The 3662-nt window shown below is 37.1% G+C and carries 3 protein-coding genes and 1 riboswitch; of the genes, 2 read left to right on the top strand and 1 reads right to left on the bottom strand.

The genetic code is table 11. The annotated features are described in order from the left end of the window. Positions 1–126 precede the first annotated feature (126 nt). Both HU235_RS10955 and thiC read left to right on the top strand, forming a co-directional pair. The gene (locus HU235_RS10955) at positions 127–789 is read left to right on the top strand and encodes an MOSC domain-containing protein (protein WP_095301498.1); all 663 of its coding nucleotides are present in this window, start codon (positions 127–129) and stop codon (positions 787–789) included. A 177-nt stretch (positions 790–966) separates the two neighbouring features. Then, positions 967–1084: riboswitch (TPP riboswitch) on the top strand. 130 nt (positions 1085–1214) lie between these two features. After that, entirely contained in the window at positions 1215–2972 is a 1758-nt protein-coding gene (gene thiC / locus HU235_RS10950) for a phosphomethylpyrimidine synthase ThiC (protein ID WP_370877225.1), read from the top strand. Positions 2973–2996: 24 nt separating this feature from the next. Here the strand turns inward: thiC and HU235_RS10945 are convergent, their stop codons facing one another. Then, positions 2997–3410, bottom strand: a complete 414-nt coding sequence (locus HU235_RS10945) for a YmaF family protein (RefSeq protein WP_145581815.1) — start codon at positions 3408–3410, stop codon at positions 2997–2999. Positions 3411–3662 lie beyond the last annotated feature (252 nt).

The raw sequence follows: 3662 nt of genomic DNA, 5'->3' as shown, positions 1-3662 counted from the left end.
TTTCATAACGAGTGTAAAGAAATATAAAATAAAGACAGCGATTACATCAATAAACAATTTGCTTATTGATGTATTTTTTTGGTCATTTGGGGACAGTCCCCCATTATAGGAATTGGAGTGATTAAAATGTCAAATGAGAAAAAAATTGTTTGGCTTAGTAAAGGTTTACCAAAAACATTGACACATAAAGGGAAAGAATACCGTTCTGGAATAGCGAAGGATCAGACAGAGCAATTAAACATAACCTTTGAGAAAATAGTTGATGATGATGTCGAAAATCATGAATATCACGGTGGCAAAGATAGAGTTATTTGTGTTTATCCTTATGAGCATTACCATTTTTGGGAGAGTACTTACGGGAAATCATTACAAAAGGCAGCCTTCGGGGAAAACCTTACAACAGTTGGGATGAAAGAATCTGATGTATGCGTAGGAGATGTTTATCAAATAGGAGATGCAATTGTTCAAGTATCACAAGGAAGGTTCCCTTGTGCGACAATTAATAAGCACACACATATTCATACCCTATTAAATAAAATGATTGAACTCGGCTATACAGGATATTTCTTTCGCGTATTAGAGGAAGGAACGATAAATACGCAATCCAAGATAAAGCAATTAATCCAACATCCTATGCAATTATCTGTTGCGACAATCCATGAAACATTTTTTCATACAAAGGAATTATCTAAAATCGAAACGATTTTGTCTGTTGCTGAGTTATCAAACGAATGGAAGGTTCGGTTCGAAAAGCTCTATCAACAAGAAAAGCAAAAACAACTCGGTTAAAATTAACTAGCATGGAGCAAATGTACCACGCTCCCTTCCCTCCATTTTTCATAAAAAACATAGTAAAATAAAGATCATCTTCATAGGTACATAGCTTCATATTTATTTTTGGGACAAAGAATGTATTGACTGGATCCATCGATATGCTATAGTAAAAACAGAAATGAATATATTACCAATTTCTACTAGGGGAGTCCATAAGCTTGGACTGAGAGAAGAACGCGCAATTTAAGTTCTTTGACCCTTTGAACCTGATCTGGATGATACCAGCGTAGGGAAGTAGCTGCAGTTGAAAAAGGAGCAGTCTATCTTTTTCAATATTAATGCTTACATCCAACGGGTTCTGAATTTTTTCAGAACCCGTTTTTATTCCCCTCAATTGGTTATCTGTAAGATCATCCAATCCATATTTTAGGAGGAAAATGATGAAGATTACCATTAAAAAACCATTTCCAGAAAGCAAGAAAGTGTACATCCAAGGAAGCACCCCAGATATTCGTGTTCCAGTTAGAGAAATTAGACAGAGTAAAACAGTGCATTCATATGGCGAGGAAATCAATCCACCTATACGGGTATATGACACTAGTGGACCTTACACAGATATGAATGCTGCAATTGATATTCGTAAAGGGTTACCAAAAGTTAGAGAAAATTGGATTCTTAATCGTAATGATGTCATTAGATATAACGGTCGTACGATTAAGCCTGAGGATAATGGGTATAAATCAGCTAGTAAGCAATCAAATATTGAGACCTTTCCATCCCAAGGCAGTAAGCCACTTGTTGCAAAAGAAGGCAAACGTGTCACCCAGCTTCATTACGCCAGAAAAGGAATCATTACTCCTGAAATGGAGTTTATTGCAATAAGAGAACAAATGGATGCAGAATTTGTCCGCCAGGAGGTTGCAGCAGGACGTGCAATTATCCCAGCAAACATTAACCATCCTGAAAGTGAACCAATGATAATTGGAAAACATTTTCATGTAAAAATTAATGCGAATATTGGAAATTCCGCTGTAACCTCATCGATTGAAGAAGAAGTAGAAAAAATGACATGGGCAACACGTTGGGGTGCAGACACAATTATGGATTTATCAACAGGTAAGGATATACATACAACAAGAGAGTGGATTATTCGCAACTCACCTGTTCCAGTTGGGACTGTTCCGATCTATCAGGCATTAGAAAAAGTAAATGGAATTGCCGAGGATTTAACATGGGAGGTATACCGAGACACTTTAATAGAACAAGCTGAGCAAGGGGTTGATTACTTTACGATCCACGCTGGTGTGCTATTACGCTATATTCCTCTAACTGCAAAACGGACAACTGGAATCGTTTCTAGAGGAGGTTCAATTTTAGCACAATGGTGTCTTGCACATCACAAGGAAAATTTCCTGTATACACACTTCCACGAGATATGTGAAATCCTTGCAAAATACGATATTTCAATATCTCTAGGCGATGGATTACGCCCTGGCTCAATCGCAGATGCAAATGATACGGCACAGTTCGCTGAGCTTGAGACATTAGGTGAACTAACGGAAATTGCTTGGAAGTATGATGTTCAAGTCATGATTGAAGGTCCAGGTCATGTTCCAATGCACTTAATTAAAGAAAATGTTGAAAAACAACAGGAAATTTGTAAAGAAGCACCTTTTTATACATTAGGACCATTAACAACCGATATTGCCCCAGGGTATGACCATATCACTTCTGCGATTGGTGCTGCAATGATCGGCTGGTTCGGAACAGCAATGCTCTGTTACGTGACACCAAAGGAGCATCTAGGATTACCAAACAAGGAAGATGTTCGCGAAGGTGTTATTGCCTATAAAATCGCTGCACATGCTGCTGATCTCGCAAAAGGACATCCCGGTGCCCAAAAAAGAGACAACGCCCTCTCTAAAGCAAGATTTGAATTTAGATGGCACGATCAATTCAATCTATCACTTGACCCAGAGCGTGCACGTGAATACCATGACGAAACATTGCCTGCAGAAGGAGCAAAAACAGCACACTTTTGTTCAATGTGTGGACCTAAATTCTGTTCAATGAGAATTTCACATGATATAAAAGAACGGACATTAGAGCAATCGGAATCTGAATTAGGACTCATCGAAAACGGACTCCGAGAAAAAGCAAAGGAATTTGTCAAAGGTGGTTCTGCTCTATATCGTTAGCTTATAACATTAAGAGGGCTATATTTAGTCCTCTTTTTTCCTATTTTCATAGAAAAATGGATCTACCCCGATTCGATCTATAGTTCTACCTTTAAAACGATGATCATGTTTTGGTTTATCATCTGCAGCATACCAAACTCCACCGTGTTGAATATCTAACGGTTCATCGTAATTAAAATACGTCCTTTCGTTAAATTCATGATAATGACTACCATCAGGTAACGGAATGGCCGGACCAGTTATTCCGTAATAACGATGATAATGGTTATTTTCAAAAGAGGTAATCCCTTGAAAACGGTGGACATGCTTATCAAAGCTATTACCATTTACATTTCGTGTAAACCCTTTAATTACATGAAAATGCCCCTTATCTTCTGTAGTTCTCACGTATATCCGATGGGCATGATGCGGCTTAACGGTGTAATTAAAATAAGTCACTGTTTCCCCTCCCTTATACTTCTTACTATGCAAAAATTAGTTTATTGTGAAAAAGTTGATCAATGATTTGATAGTATAATTATTAAATAACAACCCTCGCAAATTGTTATCAAATGGCCATTTTTTAAGTCAAAACTTTAGAGCCTCAAAATTTTATAGCTTTCTTAAATGACTCCACATTAACACCACTCGTATTTTTAAAAAAATTTTGCTAGAATTTAAATGAAACCTTTTATTAATATATCCGTATAG

The organism is Metabacillus niabensis (assembly GCF_902829255.1).
GTDB classification, from domain to species: domain Bacteria; phylum Bacillota; class Bacilli; order Bacillales; family Bacillaceae; genus Metabacillus; species Metabacillus niabensis.
The sequence above is the reverse complement of the archived record's forward strand: the minus strand, read 5'-3'. Positions and strand labels throughout refer to the sequence as shown.